Source organism: Erythrobacter sp. S158, from assembly GCF_057364915.1.
Genome location: NZ_CP200279.1, coordinates 66,031 through 81,899, shown reverse-complemented (window position 1 = coordinate 81,899; position 15,869 = coordinate 66,031). Strand labels below are relative to the sequence as shown.

The window sequence follows — 15,869 nt, the reverse complement described above, 5'->3', positions numbered from 1 at the left end:
AACAGCTTGACCACAGCCTTATCCCATCGGCTGCCCACAGACTTGTGCGCAGCCTATTCACATGCGCTCCACAGCCTGCCAACAGGCTGTCCATGAGCTTATCACCTGCAAGGCTGGACCGTTTTGCGCGGCACATCGTGCTTCCCGAGATCGGCGGAGCGGGTCAGGTGGCCCTGTCTCAAAAGCATGTCGCGGTGATCGGCCTTGGCGGGATCGGTTCGCCCGCGCTGCAGTATCTGGCGGGCGCCGGCATTGGCAGCTTCACGCTGGTCGACGATGATGCGGTCGATGTTTCCAACCTCCAGCGCCAGACCATTTTCACGCAGCGCGATGTCGGCCACGGCAAGGCGACCAGCGCGCGGCGCTGGCTGGCGAATTTCGACGATGCCCTGGACGTGACCCTCAGCGACAGCCGGGTGAGCGCGGACAACGCTGCTGCCCTGCTGGACGGGGTCGATCTGGTGCTCGATGGCACGGACAATTTCGCGACGCGGCTCGCGGTATCGGATGCCTGTGTGAAGGCAGGCGTGCCGCTCCTGTCGGCTGCGGTCGGGCGCTTTCAGGGTCAGGTCGGTGCCTTTGCAGGGCACTTGCCCGCTCAGCCCTGCTATCGCTGCTTCGTCGGCGATGCTTTCGACGCCGAGGACTGCGACACCTGCGCCGAGGATGGCATGCTCGGCGCCATGGCAGGATGGGCCGGAAGCTTCGCGGCGATGCAGGCGGTTCGGGTGTTGCTGGAAGGCGTGAGCCGCCTCGGCAATCCGATGTGGGGCAAGCTGCATATCCTCGATGGCATGAAGCCGGGACTTCGCACGCTCAACATCGCCAAGGACCTCGCCTGCAAGGCCTGCGGCTAAGCGCTCTACCAGCCGCGCTGCTTTCGCCGGTTCAACTGCTCGATCATTGATGGGTGGTCGGCGTCAGGGTCGCGGCGACAGACCTCGCCTGAACGTGTTTCTTCGCAAATCCGGCCAAGCCGGTCGCGACCCGGCTCAGGCGTGTCGAGGACAAAATAGAGGATCACGAGCACGCCTGGAATTCCGGCAGCCAGCATCTTGAAGCCGATCGAAGCGCCGATCCCTCCGCTCGCCACACTCGCGGTGTTGCGGCCCTTGACCCCCTCGCTGACCTTGCGCGCACCGCCAAAAGCGAGCGCCCCGCCAAAGATAATGAGCAGCACCGGAAGCGCGACGACGGCAATCATCGTGGCAAAGATCATGTCGCCATCGAGCAGGCAGCGCGTGCTGAAGCACTCGGCCCAGTACCAGGCGAGATAAGCATAGGGCGCGCCGAACATGCCCAGCAGGATGATTGTCCTCATCGACATGGGCACGCATGCTAGCGTGATTTGGTTAAACGCCGGTTCCCTGCCACCGTCGCGCCGAAAAACCCTAGTAATCGTGGCCCGGATTCTGGCGCTCGAGCTTGCGCAACAGGCCGGGCCATACGAGGTTATCGCCCATGCCCGGCGTGAAAGCGGGCTTGGCCTGTTCGAAAACACGCGCCGCCATCGCTTCACTTTCTTCGACGAGCCCTGCATCGCTCCCCACGGCCTGCGCCAGGATTTGCGTCTTGCAGCTGTTTTCGAGCAGGTACATCCGCAGGAAAGCGAGCGCGCAATTGCGGCCAATCGTCAGCGTGCCGTGATTGCGCAGCATCAGCAGGTTCTTGTCGCCAATATCGGCCACCAATCGCTCGCGCTCATCAAGGTCGAGCGCGATGCCCTCATAATCGTGATAGGCGAGATCATCATGCACCTGCATCGCGAACTGGGTGTAGCGGCGAAGACCATCCTTCTGGACCGACACGGCGACGCCGTAGGGCGTGTGGACGTGGATTACGCAGCCAGCATCCTCGCGCGCAGAGTGCACTGCGCTGTGGATCGTGAAACCGGCCGGATTGGTGAAATAGGGCGTTTCCTGCTGCGGCACGCCGTTCATGTCGATCTTGACCAGCGAGGACGCCGTCATCTCTTCGAACATCACGCCATAGGGGTTTATGAGAAAGCGCTCTTCGCCATTCTCGTCAGGAAGGCGCGCAGAGATGTGCGTGAAGACCAGGTCGGTCCATCCGTAGAGAGCACACAGGCGATAGGTCGCGGCAAGCTCACAGCGCAATTGCCACTCTGTATCCGAGACCTTGCCTTCGAGGCGGTCAACCTTCGTGGGGTCGGGAATGTCGAAGTTCTGCGCGATGGCCATCGTGCCCTGCGGGGGCTGTTGGTGCGCTGTTGCCATTGTTTGTCTCCCTCATAGTCTCGATTCGCTTTTCGAAGCGAAGAATCACTCGATCATCCTAGCACTTCGTCGACCCATTGCGGGACCAATTGTCCGGCAGGGCCATGGCGCGAAGTGGCGAAGAAGTGGCTGCCCTCGCTCGGTTCAAGATTCAGTTCGAGCGTGTCCGCGCCGTATGCGCGTGCCTCCTGCACGAAGCCCGCGGCGGGATAGACCGCGCCGCTGGTCCCGATGCTGACGAACAGGTCGCAGGTGCCGAGCGCCGAATAGATCCGCTCCATCTGGTAAGGCATCTCGCCAAACCACACGACGTCGGGTCGCAAGGTCGGAGCCTGGCAGACCGGGCATGCCGGGCGCTGTCCGTCTTTGGCTGACATCGGCGCGTCCCAACGCGAGCGCGTCTCGCAAGACTGGCACAGCGCACTCTTCAATTCGCCGTGCATATGAAGCACGTCAGCGGACCCACCGCGTTCATGCAGGTCATCGACGTTCTGCGTAACGAGCAGCAAGTCGCCAGCAAACTCCGCCTCCAGCCGGGCGAGCGCATGGTGCGCGGGGTTCGGTTTGACCCTGCCCAACGCCTCGCGCCGCGCATCGTAAAAACCGAGTACGAGATCGGGATTGCGGGCAAATCCTTCGGGCGTTGCCACGTCTTCGATGCGGTGCTGCTCCCACAATCCTCCTTCGGAGCGAAACGTGTCGATCCCGCTTTCGGCGGAAATGCCTGCGCCGGTCAGGATTACGATGGAGCTTGGAGTGTCAGACATGTGGCCGGAATGTTTACCAAATCGGCTTACCACGCAAGGCCAGCATGGCGACGACTTTGCCCCCTCACTATCGCCCGGACATTGACGGGCTGCGCGCGCTCGCCGTGTTGCCGGTCCTGCTGTACCATGCAGGACTTCCCGGCTTTTCAGGCGGCTACATCGGGGTCGACATATTCTTCGTGATCTCGGGCTTCCTGATTACCGGGATCATCGTGCGAGAGATCGACAGCGGTACTTTCTCGATCCTCGACTTTTACGAACGCCGGGCGCGGCGGATCCTGCCCGCTCTCCTCGCGATGATCGCTTTCGTGCTGATCGGCGCGAGCTGGCTCTTCCTGCCGAGCGACCTCGAAAGCGTAGGCCCTTCTGCCCTCGCCGCAGTGTTGTTCATGGCGAATGTCTGGCTATTTTCCGAAACCGGTTACTTTCAGGCCGATGCCGAGGTCACGCCGCTGCTTCACACTTGGTCGCTGGGTGTCGAGGAGCAATTCTACATCGCGGTGCCCATCGGCCTGCTGCTGATCGCACGCTTCATGCCGCAAAGGCGCGTCGCCTTGCTGGTGTTGGCAACGCTCGCCAGCTTCGTCTGGGCAGTCGCGAAGCAGGCCGACAGCGATGGGTTTGCGTTCTACATGCTGCCGACGCGGGCGTGGGAATTGCTGGCAGGGTCGCTGCTGGCTCTGGGCATCGTCCCTCAGGTCAAGCGCCAGTGGGTTGCCGAAGCTTTGTGCGCCGGCGCGCTCGCCCTCATCGCCTTCGCGGTCGTCACCTATGATAAGGCCACCGTCTTTCCAGGCATTACGGCACTTGCCCCGGTCCTCGCTGCGGTGGCGCTGATCCATTGTGCGCCGGGTACGTCGACAGGGCGGCTGCTGTCCCTCAAGGGGCCCGTCGCAATCGGGCTGATCAGCTATTCTCTCTATCTGTGGCATTGGCCGCTGATCGTATTCTGGCGCTATGTTCTGAGCGACAAGCTGACCCTCGTGGATTCGCTTGGACTGATCGCTGTGTCGCTCGCAATCGCATGGGCAAGCTGGCGCTTCATCGAGCAGCCTTTCCGCAGCAAGACACGCTTTCCCACGCCTCGCATCTGGCGCTGGAGCCTTGGCGGGATGGGTTTTGCTGCCGCAGCGGCGTTAATTTTGATGTTTCAGGGTGGTTGGGAGAGCCGCTTCGAGCCCGGCACCTTGCGTTATGCAAAAGCAAGTGACGATCACAGCCCGCTGCGCAGCGAGTGCATTGCAGACCGTGTCGGCGACCATTCACCGGCCTGCACCCTCGGGTCTGGAAGCGGCGCGCCCACCGCCATGCTTTGGGGGGACAGCCACGGCGTCGAGATTGCCTATGTCCTCGGAGAACAAGCCTCCGCGCGCGGAGAGGCGCTGGTCCAGCGAACGCGCGGATCGTGCCCGCCTGCAATCGGCTACGACCCCGCGCGCGATCCTCGCTGCATCGCTTTCAATCAAAGCGTGCTTGAAGAAATCGCGGCAACGCCCTCGTTGCAGACCGTCTATCTCGCCGGATACTGGGAGCAAGGCCCCTATCGAAGTGCGGGCGTCGACAATCTCATCGATGAAACGATCACCGCGATTCAGGCTCTCGGACGCGAAGTCGTACTCGTCGGTCCCGTCCCCACTCAACCGGTCGCGGTGCCCCGCCTGCTAGCCCTGCACGGTGAGGAGGCCGACACCACCTCGGCCGCACGCTTCCTCAAAAGGATCGGCTATTTCACGCAGCGATACCCCGAATGGGGAGCGCGCGGCGTGACGATCATCGACACGCGCGACATTTTCATCAAGGGCGAGCGGACGGTCATTCTTGCGGGCGGAAGGCCGCTCTATTACGACGATAATCACCTGAGCCTCGCCGGAGCGCGCCGCCTGCTGGAACATATGCCCGGCAACTGACGGTCCCCTCTCCCCACGCGAGGCCGAAGCGCACGCACACAAGGACGGATCGATGGCAGACTTCGCAGTGATCGGACACAAAGGCCGCATGGGCCAGGCGCTGGCTGACGCGATCGAGGAAGCGGGGCACAATCTGTGCGTCGGCGTCGATCTTGGCGGAGAGCCCGGCAAGCTGGTCGCGAAGTGCGACGTTATCGTCGATTTTTCGGCTCCCGATGCGCTGGCAGCCAACCTCAAGGCAGCGACGAGCGCAGGCGTACCGATCCTGATCGGGACAACAGGGCTTGAGCCTTCGCACTTCTCGGCCATCGAAGAAGCCGCCAAGGCGATCCCCGTGCTTCAGACCGGCAACACCTCGCTTGGCGTGACCTTGCTGTCCGCGCTGGTCCGTGAGGCAGCGTCACGACTTGGTGATGATTGGGATATCGAGGTGCTCGAAATGCACCACCGCGCAAAGGTCGATGCGCCATCGGGCACGGCCAAGCTGCTGGGTGAAGCCGCCGCCGAGGCACGCGGGATCGACCTGTCCGACAACATGGAAAGCGGGCGCCACGGCTATACCGGCGAGCGCGGCGAAGGGCATATCGGATTCGCCACTCTGCGCGGCGGCACGGTCGCGGGCGAACACAGCGTGATCTTTGCCGGTAACGAGGAACGCCTGACCCTCTCCCACTCGGCTGAAAACCGCATGATCTTTGCGCGCGGCGCAGTGCGCGGGGCCGAATGGCTGATGGGCAAGGAACCGGGCCGCTATTCGATGGAGGACGTGCTGGGGCTTTAATCCGCACCGGCACGTTAAAGGGGAAACACATCATGACATTCGATCCCGAGGCCGCCACGCGCGACCTCATGAGCACGCTTTCAGCCGAAGAGCTGGAGCTTGCCCGCGCCTACACCACCGGCAATCACTGGCTGATCCTCGCCGGGCTTGTCGTGAGCGCGCTGGTCACGTGGCTGGTCATAAAAAGCGGCGTGCTCGACTGGGTGTTCTCGAAGGTCAGCGAGAAGTGGCAGAACCTGCGGGTCTTCGTCGTCGCTTTTGTTTTCGGAGTGATCAGCGGCCTTCTGTCCCTGCCCTATTCGATGTACACCGATTGGTACCGCGAAAGCGCCTATGATCGCACCAGTCAACCGCTCGGCGATTTTCTCGCGCAGGGCGCGCTCGGAATGGTGATTTCGAGCGTTCTGCTCTCGCTGCTTTTCATCGGGGTCTATGCGCTGATCCGGAAGACGGGAAGGCTCTGGTGGCTGTGGTCGAGCGGTCTTGTCGCGGCCTTCACCGCGCTGGCGCTCGCTTTTCTCCCGCCGCTGATTGAGCCGCTCTTCAACGAGTTCGAGCCGATCCCCGAAGGCGAAGTGCGCGATGCCGTGTTGGCGCTTGGCGCAGAAGCCGACATCTCGCCCGACCGCATCTTCATGTATGACGGCTCGCGCCAGTCGAACAACTTCACCGCCAATGTTTCAGGGATCGGCGGCTCGGCGCGCATCGCGATCTCGGATGTGGCGATGGGTGAGGCTTCGCTCGACGAGGTGAAGGCGGTGACCGGCCATGAGATCGGTCACTATGTGCTTGGCCATGTCTGGCGCTCGATCTTCGTCCTGAGCGTGATGGCGGTGCTGGTCTTCTTCCTTACCGCGAAGACTTACGACTGGTTTGCGCGCAAATTCGGCAGTTCGGCAGAGCTATCCGACGTGCGCGGGATCCCGGTGCTGCTTTTCATCATGGGGCTGTTCTTCACACTCGGCCAGCCGGTGATCAACACGATGACCCGCATCGGTGAGCGCGAGGCGGATGCCTATTCGCTGCGGACCGTGAACCTGCCCGATGCGCTCTCGATGGCGCTCATAAAGACCGCTGAATATCGCTATCCGCTGGCGGGCGATCTTGAAGAGGCCATTTTCTACACTCACCCCACGGTCCAGAACCGCGTGCGTGCGGCGATGGAATGGAAGGCTGACAATATGGACGCGAGCGAGACCGAGTGACCCCACGGGTATGACCAAAGACCAGATTTTCGAGTTCTTCCGCCGTCTGGCCGAAGACAATCCCGAACCCGAAACCGAGCTCGAATACGGCAACGCCTATCAGCTGGTCGTGGCAGTTGCCCTGTCTGCGCAAGCGACCGACGTTGGCGTCAACAAGGCGACGCGGGCTCTGTTTGCGCGGGTTGAGACGCCGCAGCAAATGCTCGATCTAGGCCTCGATGGGCTGATCGAACACATCAAGACGATTGGCCTGTTCAACTCCAAGGCGAAGAACGTGATCGCGCTCTCGCAGCTGCTGATCGACGACTATGGCGGCGAGGTTCCCGACACGCGCGAGGACCTCGTGCGGCTACCCGGCGTGGGTCGCAAGACTGCGAACGTGGTGCTCAATTGCTGGTTCAAGCAGGAGACTTTCGCCGTCGACACCCACATCCTGCGCGTCGGCAATCGCACAGGGCTGGCCAAAGGCAAGACGCCCGAGCAAGTCGAAGCGAAGCTCGAAAAGCGCGTGCCCCAACCCTTCCGCCTGCACGCGCATCACTGGCTGATCCTGCATGGCCGTTATGTGTGCAAGGCACGCACGCCTGAGTGCTGGCGGTGTGAGCTGGTGGACCTTTGTAGCTTCAGGAAAAAGGTGCTGGAGAAGCCCAAGGGGCGGTGATGCCCTTGTACGTTAACGCCAGTTTATTGCCGACTCCGCGCACAGGTCTCTGCCCTCTGCCCGCTCAATTTCATCGCAAATGAAATCTGCCCCCGCTTCGAAATCGCGTTCTAAATATGGTGGCGTCCCGGCCCGAAAGGTATCGGGATACATGGCCCCCATCATCTCGTTATTGATCGTTCTGCCCTCGGCTTCGGCTTCTCTCGTATGAGAGACGATCGGAGAATCACACCCGACTAGTGATAAGGCCAGCACAGCCGAAACCAGCATTCTTGAGCTTCTGACCATACCGGGGCCTCCACGCTGGCCTAAACATCATCCGCCGATATCAGCTCAGCACGATCAAGCTCACCCGTCAGGCTCGCCACGGTCGTCGCCACGGCCGCGTCGCCGCTCACATTCGTTGTGGTCCTCATCATGTCCATGATCCGGTCGATGCCTGCTACCAGCGCGATAGTCTCAAGCGGCACGCCGACCGCACCGAAGACCAGCACCATCATGATCAGGCCAGCGCCCGGAATGCCCGCTGCGCCGATGGCTCCCAAAGTGCCGAGGATCGAGATCGTGATGTAATCGCCCCATGTAAGATCGACACCAAAGGCCTGCGCTCCGAAAAGGGTCGCAAGTCCGAGATACATCGCGGTGCCATTCATGTTGATCGTCGCTCCGAGCGACACGACGAAACTCGACACCGAGTTCGAGACCCCCAAGTTGCGTTGGGTGCAGCGCAACGTAACGGGCAGCGTCGCGTTCGAACTTGCGGTCGAATAACTCACCGCGATCGCGTCAACGATGCCGCGAAAGAAATCGATCACTGGCAGTTTCGCGATGAACTTGATCATCCCCGCATAGATTAAGCCAATGATCAGGAAGCAACCGAGATAGTTCAGGAACACGAGGATGCCGAGCGCCTGCAGCGCTTCGAGCCCCAGTGTGCCCGCGACCCATGCCATCAGCGCAAAGACACCGAACGGGGTCAGCTCCATCACGATCATCGTGACCTTCTGCATCACGATTGACCCGCTCTCGAAGATCTTGAGCACCGGCTCACCGTCTTCCTTCGCCATGAGGATGCCGATGCCGATAAGAAGCGAGAATACAATGAGTGGAAGGACATTGACGTCTGCCATGACCTGAACAGGGCTGGATGGAACGACCTCGAGGATCATCTCTGAGAACGACTTGGCGCTTTCTTGCCGCTCCTGCGCTTCCGCAAGTTTATCGGCGTCGAGCTGCATCGAACTGCCATTGATCCCGCCACCGGGTTGGGCAAATGTGCCAATCGCAAGGCCGAGCCACACTGCCATCTGACCTGTGACCACAAAGATCAGCAGCGCACGCCATCCCACGCTTCCAAGCTTGCGCAGGTCACCGATACTCGCGACGCCCGCGACAAGGCTGAAGAAGATCAGCGGAACGACCAGCATCTTGATGAAGGCGATGAAGATGTCACCGATAATCTTGATGTCGGTCGGCTCCAGTCCGCCGATGCTGCCGACCTGCCCCCACGGATAGCCAATCGCGATCCCAAGCACGAGCGCACCAATAACCCGCTGCCACAGCGGAATTGCAAACCAGGCTTTCATCGGAAACTCACGCCCCTTCGTGTTCTGTCTTCAGCGCCAGCGCCCCCAGCGCCGCGCGTGTGTAGATGCGGGTTAGCGTATCGAGGTCGGGTATGGCCACAGCCTCGTCACGCTTGTGCATGGTTGCGTTGCACAGGCCGAACTCGATCACCGGGCACACGGCGCGCAGGAACCGCGCATCGGACGTGCCTCCGGTGGTCGATTGGTCGGGCCGCGTGCCGGTTTCAGCCTCGATCGCCTCGGCGAGCATATTCGAAAATGCGCCGGGCTCGGTCAGGAACGGTTCGCCCGAAATGATCGGCAGAGCGCGCCCGCCGTGCTTTTCGGCGATGGCTGCGACGCGCTCCGACAGGCTCGCACCCGAATGCAGGTCATTGAAGCGGATCGAAATGCGCGCCTTGGCGGTGGCAGGGATCACATTGTGAGCGCGGTTGCCGACTTCGATATCGGTGATCTCGAGGTTTGAAGGCTGGAACCAGTCGGTCCCGGTGTCTAGCGTGAGCGCATCGAGCTCAGCGAGCATCGCTACCAGCTTTGGGTTGGGGTTATCGGCAAGGTGCGGATAGGCGACGTGGCCCTGCATGCCCTCGACCGTCAGCCAGATATTGACCGAACCGCGCCGTCCGATCTTCATCATGTCGCCCAGCCGATCGACGCTGGTGGGTTCGCCGACAAGGCACAAGTCGGGCTTAATGCCCTGCTCGTTCATGTAATCGATAAGAGCGCGCGTGCCGTGGAGAGCCGGGCCTTCTTCATCGCCGGTGATGATGAAGCTGATCGTGCCCGCGTCCTGCGGCACATCTGAGACGGCTGCGACCATACAGGCGATCGAGCTCTTCATGTCCACCGCGCCGCGACCATAAAGCAGCTCGCCGCGCTCTGTCGGTTTGAATGGATCGGAAGCCCAGCCATCGCCCGGCGGCACGACATCGAGGTGCCCTGCAAAGGCGAAATGCTGGCTGCCCACGGGCCCTTTGCGGATCGCGAAGAGATTTTCAACCGGTGCCTCGTCGCTGCCTTCCTCGCCATCGCCGCGTTTGAACCGGTGGACCGCAAAGCCCAGCGGCGCGAGCATTTGCTCCATCGCGTCGAAAACAGAACCGGTGGCGGGGGTAACGCTGGGCTCGGCAATGAGCCGCTTGGCGTAATCGAGGGCATCACTCATAGTGCCCTCGCTAGCAGGAGAAGCGCCCAATGCCCAAGCTTGATCTTGATGCGATCGAACAGACCAATGCCACCGGCTATCCCCCGCCCTTCGACGCGGATGTCGAGGGGCGCTGGTATCGCAGGCTCGCGCTGGTTGCCGGGCTGACACAGATGGGCGCGAGCCATGTCGAGCTCAAACCCGGCGCTTACTCTTCGCAGCGGCACTGGCACCGGGTAGAGGATGAGCTTGTCGTTATGATGTCAGGCGAAGCGGTGCTGATCGAGGACGAGGGCGAGACGGTCGTGAGGGCTGGCGACATGATCGCATGGGCAGCCGGGGTCGAGAACGGACACCGCCTGCACAATCGCAGCGACACCTCCTGTTTCTTCATCGCCGTTTCGGCAGGCGACGCAAATGCGGATTCGGGCGATTATCCCGACATTGACATGGTGTTCGACGCCGAGGGCTATGCGCGCAAGGACGGCTCTCGCTATGAGGCGCGGCGAACCCCTTGATCGGGCGCCCTGAACCGCTTCGCTCATGGACCTGATCGGCTTTGCCCTTGCCGTGCTCCTGATCGAGCTGACCCCCGGCCCCAACATGGGTTGGCTGGTGGCGCTGACGCTAGCGGAAGGGAAGCGATCGGGGCTGGCCGCAACGACCGGCATCGCCCTCGGGCTCGCAAGCAATGCGGCGCTGAGTGTGCTCGCAGCGAGCTTCATTCTCAGCCAGAGCGACGCAATCGCAAAGGGTATTTCGCTTGCGGGGGCTGCAATGATGGCTTGGCTCGCATGGCAGGCATGGCGCGATGCTGGTGAGAGCTCGCACGCGGTGACGCCGCGAAATGCGGTGCAGCGCAATGCTCTAGCCGGGTTCGGGATCAACCTGCTCAACCCCAAGGCGACGCTGTTCTTCATCACGGTCATGCCGCAATTCATCGCGGGAGGCAGGCCAAGCTATGCGCAAGGCCTTATGATGGCCACGCTCAGCGTCGCGGTCGCGACTGCGGTCCACCTAGCGCTTGTTTTCGGGGCCGAGCGCATTCGCCCGCTGCTCCAGTCGCATGCTGGCGCGCGTCATGTGAGCCGCATCCTCGCATTGCTGATGCTCGGCGTGGCGACGTGGTTCGCCTGGAAAGCGTTTGCCTAGCGGCGCTCAGGCTCGGGCAGCGGGCCGGGCTCTAGCGCGCTTTCAATGAGCTGCGCGATACGAATGCCCGCCTGCTGAACGCGGCGCTTGGCGATGGGAACGCCTCGCACGATGTCTTCCTGAGTGAGCGCGGTCTTCATAGGCAGTTCGGTGCCGCACACATCGCCGGTGTCGAAAGCGGTCGGGTAGACGAAGCCGCGTGAGATCTCCCAGCTTTCGCGTCCCCATTCATCAGGATTGCCGCCGCCAAGCTCAGCGCGCTCGGCTAAGCTGTAGCGGCGCACGACGGGATCGGCAGGGTCGCTGATTGCACGTTCTGCGAGGGGTCCGTCCCAGATCCAGTGGAGGTTGAGGCTTGGAACAATGCCGTAATCGGTCTCGCGATCATTGCCCCCTCGGTCGCTTTTGTCCCCCGAATGGAGCGGCATGTGCACATCGCCTGCGAAGTGAACCATGAAGGCAAGCGCTTCGAGCCTGACATTGGCAGGCAAGCTCTCATCGGCGAGCACGCGGTGCGCACGCTCGATCTGGCCCGTGACACAGGCGCCGCCGGGACAATTGGCGCGCGGGTTGAATGCCTCGCAAATCGGCGCGGTCCGGTAATGCCAGGCAGCGGTGTAGCCCCAGCGCGATCGGTCTCGGCGAATGCAATCAGGCCACACGCTCGCATCGCGAAGGTTCTCAAGATCGCATTCGGGCGTGCCAATCAGTTCCTCGGCTTCAAACAGCGCGCGCAGCTTGGCGCGCGAAGCTGGCGAGATGTTGGCCTCGGCAATTTCAGCGGTCTTGCGGTGCGCGTAAAAGCCCCATGCGCTCGCCGGGGTCGGCAGCAGTAAGGCAATTGCGCAAAGCGCGAAGATTGCGTGTCTCATGCCACGGTCTCGTACTGTTCGATTACCCATTGTTCATCTTCCGAAGCGCTGACCCATGTCTGCATCCAGTCATGCTCCCAGATCGCTTCCATATAGCTTTGCGCGAAGCCTGGCACGCCAATCCCGTAGGTGACGAAGCGCGATACGATTGGAGCGTAAAAGACATCGGCTGCCCCGAAGGTGCCGAACAGAAACGGCCCCGCGCTGCCGTGGCGAGCGCGCGCTTCGGCCCAGAGTTGAAGGATGCGCACGACTTCGCTTTTGGTCTGGTCTGATACATTCTCAAGCTTGATCCGGCGGCGCACATTCATCGGCATCTCGCTGCGCAGCGAGGCATAGGAAGAATGCATCTCGGCAACCATCGAACGCGCCATCCCGCGCGCGGCCTCGTCCTTGGGCCAGAAGCGGTCGCGCCCGACCTTGTCGGACAGGTACTCCATTATCGCCAGGCTGTCCCAGATGACATTGTCGCCGTCCCACAGGATCGGGACCTTGCCGCTGGAGGGCTGGAAATCATCCGATTGCTTCTCTTCCTGCCAATGCTCGCCAAGGATCGGGACGGTGATTTCCTCAAAACTCAGTCCCGATTGCTTGGCCGCGAGCCAGCCGCGAAGCGACCAGCTTGAATAGTTCTTGTTTCCGATGATGAGTTTCATGGCTGCTCCACCCGGGGGCACCAGCCCCGTCCATTCGGTTCGTCCGTAGATATTCATGCTTTCGCTGTCGAGGCTGAACGGGTTACGAGGGGCCAGAATTGGAGAATCGTCACGATGAGCCTGCCCCCGTTTCACCTCGCGTTCCCGGTCGATGATCTTGGCGCAGCGCGCGATTTCTATCGCGAGACGCTGGGATGCAGCGAAGGACGGTCCTCGGACGAGTGGATCGACTTCGATTTTCACGGGCATCAGATCGTCGCGCACCTCGCGCCCGGCGGCTCAGGCGACCGTGCAAGCAACCATGTCGATGGGCACGGCGTGCCGGTCCCGCATTTCGGATTGGTGCTTAAAATGGAGCAGTGGGAAGCGCTGGCAGAACGCCTGCGCGCCGCCGACACCGATTTCGTAATCGAGCCGACGGTACGCTTTCGCGGGCAACCGGGCGAACAGGCCACGATGTTCCTGCGCGATCCGGCCGGCAATGCGCTTGAATTCAAGGCGTTTGCCGAGCCGGATCAGCTGTTCGCGACCTAGCCGCCGCGCGCCACCATATCTTCTTGAAGCGTGCGCCCTGCGAGGAGGTAGTGGAGCGCTGCCCAGCCATAGAGGCAAACGAAGATCACGATCGACCATTGCAGCCCCTGCGCCTCGCTTGTTGTGCAAGCCGAGAGCGCCTCTACTTCGCCAGCCGAAAGCGCAGCACGCGCTTCGGGCGCCAGCGCGATCAGCGGCTTGCATGCTTCAAGCGTGAGAGCCAGCCCGTAGCCATCGAGGAACATTGTCTTGAGCACGGTCGACAAGATGCCGATCAAAAGCGGCCCAAGCCCGTATCCAACGAGGTTCACGACGAAGAGCGTGATGGCCACGGCTGTAGCGCGCATCCGACTGTCCGCGACGCCGCCCGAGACCGCGTACATGGGTCCAAGATACGCATAATGGAGTGTCGCCGCCGCCATGAGTGCTGGCATCGCAAGCCATAGATTGTCCATCAGATAGCCAAACGCATAGAGCGGGACCGACAGCCCCATCCCCACGGCAGGCAGCCATGAAAGCGCATTGGGATAACGCGAGGCCATCTTGTCAGAGAGCCAGCCCGACCCGAAGACGCCAATCGCCGCCATCAGGCCAAGGATGATACCGAACAGCAGCGATGCGTCCTGGATTGTCAGACCGTGCGTTCGGATAAGGAAGCTGGTCGTGAACTGTGCGACGCCATATCCGACAAACGAAGCGATGGTCGCCCCGATTACGACGTGAACATAAGCGGGCTTTTTGACCAGCACCTTGAGCGCTTCGCCAAAGCTCGCTTTTTCAAGCCCCTGCAAGGCTGCGGGATCGGTGTAGCCGCGCGGTGGCTCGGTGATGCTGCGCCACACGACGAGCGCGACCAGCAATCCTGGCAAGCCGACAACGACGAAAGCGATCCGCCAGCCTTCGACCGTGCTCCAGTCAAGATCGCCGAACAGCCCGCCAAGCCCGATTGAATTGATCCAGACGCCGAACTCCGCGCCATCAAGCCCTGCAAGTTGTCCGCCGAACAGCGATGCCAGCATCCCGCCAAGCGGCACGCCCAGAGCATAGACCGACACGGCTGTCGCGCGGCTCGATGGTTTGAAATAGTCTGCGATCAGCGACTGCGCAGGAGGGGTGCACCCTGCTTCGCCAATGCTGACACCGACGCGAAACAGGAACAGCATCAGGAACGATGCAGCGAAACCGCAAAGCGCTGTAAATAGGCTCCAGATCGCGACTGCCGCTGCGATGATCACGACGCGATTGTACCGCTCCGCTGCACGCGCAATAGGGATGCCGAGAAACGTATAGAGAAATGCAAACGCAGGTCCGCCCAGCAGGCCCATCTGCCAGTCTTCAAGCCCGAAGGTGAGCTTGATCGGTTCGGTCAGGATGTTGACGATCGTGCGATCGATGAAATTGAAAATGTAGACGACCAGAAGTGCAGTCAGCACGTAAGCCCGGTAGCCCGGCGTCCCGAAACCGTCAGATCCCGCGTGAGCCGTCGGCTGCGCCGCCACAGTCGCTTGCGCCATGTATATCCCTCTCCCTGCACCGACCCGGCGCGCGCGCCGGTTTTCTCCGGTCGGCAGATGCGGGGGGCGCTTTGTTTAGCGCGCCACTGTGTTAGCTTTTGCAGGAAAGGTAAAGCGCTGGAATTGGCGCTTTCGCACAGTTCGTCGAGCGTCGATCAACCAGCGTCGAACCAGCTCTCACCCAACGCGTCGGCAACAACGGCGGCCCTGAGCGCCTCGATGCCCATGCCCTTTTCGCTGCTGGTGAGGTGGAGTTCAGGATATGCGGCAACGTGCTTGCGCGCTTCGTCGGCGACTTTGTTCGCCACTCGCTCCAACTCGCTCGCCTTTATCTTATCGGTCTTCGTAAGAACGATGCGATATCCGACCGCTGCTTCATCGAGCATCTTCATCATCTCGCGGTCGACGTCTTTGAGGCCGTGGCGGCTGTCGACGAGGACGAGATTGCGCGCGAGCACAGGACGGCCGCGCAGGTAGCTTTTGACGAGGTTTTTCCAGCGCTCGACCACTTTGACCGGCGCTTTCGCAAAGCCGTAGCCGGGCATGTCGACCAGGCGGAACAGCGGCTTGCCGCCCGGCTCTCCGCCCACATCGAAAAAGTTGAGTTCCTGCGTGCGCCCCGGCGTCACCGATGCGCGCGCGATCGCCTTGCGTCCCGTGAGCGCGTTCAGGAGCGAACTCTTGCCGACGTTGGAACGCCCACAAAAGGCGACCTCCGGGCAGATCGGATCGGGCAGGAACTTAAGCTGCGGCGCGGACAGCAGGAAGTCGACCCGGCCCGAGAACAGGCGCGAGGCGGCGCGTTCGCGGCGCTGGAGCTCGCGCTCCTGTTCTTCCGGGGTCATTTTAGGGC

General features: G+C 61.8%; 17 protein-coding genes. 8 read left to right on the top strand and 9 right to left on the bottom strand.

Features of this window, described 5'->3' with window-relative positions; translation table 11 throughout:
• The first annotated feature begins 92 nt into the window (after window positions 1–92).
• Window positions 93–857 carry a HesA/MoeB/ThiF family protein gene (locus AC0V6T_RS00425; RefSeq protein WP_486123334.1) on the top strand — a complete coding sequence of 255 codons (765 nt, stop codon included), beginning with the start codon at window positions 93–95 and terminating at the stop codon, window positions 855–857.
• Window positions 858–862: 5 nt separating this feature from the next.
• Here the strand turns inward: AC0V6T_RS00425 and AC0V6T_RS00420 are convergent, their stop codons facing one another.
• From AC0V6T_RS00420 to AC0V6T_RS00410, 3 genes are all read right to left on the bottom strand, one after another.
• Window positions 863–1,327, bottom strand: a complete 465-nt coding sequence (locus tag AC0V6T_RS00420) for a hypothetical protein (protein WP_486123332.1) — start codon at window positions 1,325–1,327, stop codon at window positions 863–865.
• 64 nt (window positions 1,328–1,391) lie between these two features.
• Window positions 1,392–2,237, bottom strand: a complete 846-nt coding sequence (locus AC0V6T_RS00415; RefSeq protein WP_486123330.1) for a class II aldolase/adducin family protein — start codon at window positions 2,235–2,237, stop codon at window positions 1,392–1,394.
• Between the two features lie 53 nt (window positions 2,238–2,290).
• On the bottom strand, window positions 2,291–3,004 hold the full coding sequence (locus tag AC0V6T_RS00410) for an NAD-dependent deacylase (RefSeq protein WP_486123328.1): 714 nt from the start codon (window positions 3,002–3,004) through the stop codon (window positions 2,291–2,293).
• A gap of 44 nt (window positions 3,005–3,048) precedes the next feature.
• Here AC0V6T_RS00410 and AC0V6T_RS00405 point away from each other — a divergent pair, with 44 nt between their 5' ends.
• From AC0V6T_RS00405 to nth, 4 genes are read left to right on the top strand one after another with little or no spacing between them, the layout of a single operon-like run.
• Window positions 3,049–4,911 carry an acyltransferase family protein gene (locus AC0V6T_RS00405; protein WP_486123326.1) on the top strand — a complete coding sequence of 621 codons (1,863 nt, stop codon included), beginning with the start codon at window positions 3,049–3,051 and terminating at the stop codon, window positions 4,909–4,911.
• A gap of 52 nt (window positions 4,912–4,963) precedes the next feature.
• Window positions 4,964–5,692: a 4-hydroxy-tetrahydrodipicolinate reductase gene (gene dapB / locus AC0V6T_RS00400; protein WP_486123324.1), complete on the top strand. Its 729-nt coding sequence runs from the start codon at window positions 4,964–4,966 to the stop codon at window positions 5,690–5,692.
• A 32-nt stretch (window positions 5,693–5,724) separates the two neighbouring features.
• Window positions 5,725–6,897, top strand: coding sequence for a M48 family metalloprotease (locus AC0V6T_RS00395; RefSeq protein ID WP_486123322.1), 1,173 nt, complete (start codon window positions 5,725–5,727; stop codon window positions 6,895–6,897).
• A gap of 10 nt (window positions 6,898–6,907) precedes the next feature.
• Entirely contained in the window at window positions 6,908–7,558 is a 651-nt protein-coding gene (nth, locus tag AC0V6T_RS00390; protein WP_486123320.1) for an endonuclease III, read from the top strand.
• Window positions 7,559–7,866: 308 nt separating this feature from the next.
• Here nth and AC0V6T_RS00385 read toward each other — a convergent pair whose 3' ends face one another.
• Window positions 7,867–9,144, bottom strand: coding sequence for a dicarboxylate/amino acid:cation symporter (locus tag AC0V6T_RS00385; RefSeq protein ID WP_486123318.1), 1,278 nt, complete (start codon window positions 9,142–9,144; stop codon window positions 7,867–7,869).
• Between the two features lie 7 nt (window positions 9,145–9,151).
• A complete protein-coding gene (gene dapE, locus AC0V6T_RS00380) occupies window positions 9,152–10,309 on the bottom strand; it encodes a succinyl-diaminopimelate desuccinylase (RefSeq protein WP_486123316.1) in 1,158 nt (385 codons plus the stop codon).
• A 29-nt stretch (window positions 10,310–10,338) separates the two neighbouring features.
• Between dapE and AC0V6T_RS00375 the strand changes: the two genes are divergently transcribed.
• Window positions 10,339–10,806 carry a cupin domain-containing protein gene (locus AC0V6T_RS00375; protein ID WP_486123314.1) on the top strand — a complete coding sequence of 156 codons (468 nt, stop codon included), beginning with the start codon at window positions 10,339–10,341 and terminating at the stop codon, window positions 10,804–10,806.
• Between the two features lie 25 nt (window positions 10,807–10,831).
• Window positions 10,832–11,440 (top strand): LysE family translocator, encoded by a 609-nt coding sequence (locus AC0V6T_RS00370; RefSeq protein WP_486123312.1) that lies wholly within the window; start codon window positions 10,832–10,834, stop codon window positions 11,438–11,440.
• Here AC0V6T_RS00370 and AC0V6T_RS00365 read toward each other — a convergent pair.
• On the bottom strand, window positions 11,437–12,312 hold the full coding sequence (locus tag AC0V6T_RS00365) for a S1/P1 nuclease (protein ID WP_486123310.1): 876 nt from the start codon (window positions 12,310–12,312) through the stop codon (window positions 11,437–11,439). The genes AC0V6T_RS00370 and AC0V6T_RS00365 overlap by 4 nt on opposite strands.
• Window positions 12,309–12,968 (bottom strand): glutathione S-transferase family protein, encoded by a 660-nt coding sequence (locus tag AC0V6T_RS00360; RefSeq protein ID WP_486123308.1) that lies wholly within the window; start codon window positions 12,966–12,968, stop codon window positions 12,309–12,311. The genes AC0V6T_RS00365 and AC0V6T_RS00360 overlap by 4 nt, the downstream gene beginning before the upstream one ends.
• A 114-nt stretch (window positions 12,969–13,082) precedes the next feature.
• Here AC0V6T_RS00360 and AC0V6T_RS00355 point away from each other — a divergent pair, with 114 nt between their 5' ends.
• A complete protein-coding gene (locus tag AC0V6T_RS00355; RefSeq protein WP_486123306.1) occupies window positions 13,083–13,502 on the top strand; it encodes a VOC family protein in 420 nt (139 codons plus the stop codon).
• Here AC0V6T_RS00355 and AC0V6T_RS00350 read toward each other — a convergent pair.
• Together AC0V6T_RS00350 and yihA are read right to left on the bottom strand one after the other, a co-directional pair.
• On the bottom strand, window positions 13,499–15,016 hold the full coding sequence (locus tag AC0V6T_RS00350; RefSeq protein ID WP_486123304.1) for a spinster family MFS transporter: 1,518 nt from the start codon (window positions 15,014–15,016) through the stop codon (window positions 13,499–13,501). The genes AC0V6T_RS00355 and AC0V6T_RS00350 overlap by 4 nt on opposite strands.
• A gap of 155 nt (window positions 15,017–15,171) precedes the next feature.
• Entirely contained in the window at window positions 15,172–15,861 is a 690-nt protein-coding gene (gene yihA, locus AC0V6T_RS00345; protein ID WP_007165367.1) for a ribosome biogenesis GTP-binding protein YihA/YsxC, read from the bottom strand.
• Between the last annotated feature and the right edge of the window lie 8 nt (window positions 15,862–15,869).